General features: G+C 50.3%; 1 protein-coding gene. It reads right to left on the bottom strand.

Annotated elements, in window-relative coordinates; translation table 11 throughout:
- Positions 1-43 precede the first annotated feature (43 nt).
- Positions 44-610: hydantoinase B/oxoprolinase family protein (locus ACS8FD_RS22270; protein WP_439277466.1), on the bottom strand; the 567-nt coding region annotated here is incomplete at its 5' end.

Raw genomic sequence — 610 nt, 5'->3', positions numbered from 1 at the left:
ACTTTTCTATTTTATATGTAGAGTCAGTACATCCCTGTACCAACTATGCCGCCTCTGCCCGTAATGCTTGAGTCGCTTTTTCATCTAGTTGCATGGTTTTGCTATCAATGACGACACCGTATTCTTTTGCAGCGGCAGTCACAGAGACAATCCCTTCGATGACGTCACGTAGCACCGCTTCAGGCTCACGCTCAAAAGAGCGACCAAAGCCGCCGCCACCAGGATTGGTATTCCGCGCGCGCTCTCCTGACTTAATCTCAATTACCGTATTGTGAAGATGAGTATCGGTGGTGCCACCTTCACGGAACACTTCTAATTTTCCTAACTTGAGCTCTGGAGAGATTTGCTCAGCACCGCCTGCACCCATCGTTGGGATATGACGCCCTTCACCAAAAGCAACAACGGTCATGGTGTGATCGAGGGGTTCTACCTCCCAAACTGTACCGCAGCCGCCGCGCAAGCGTCCTGCGCCACCACTATCTTCTGCCAGTCCATACTTATGGACGACGATAGGATATTGATATTCTAATAACTCGATATCACCTGAGCTTAACGCACCAAAGCAGCACAAAGGCCCGCAAGCATGCCAACCATCCATTTGCTGAGTGGC

The sequence above is a fragment of the Psychrobacter sp. 1U2 genome, from assembly GCF_051847575.1.
This window is presented reverse-complemented; position numbering and strand designations above follow the sequence as displayed.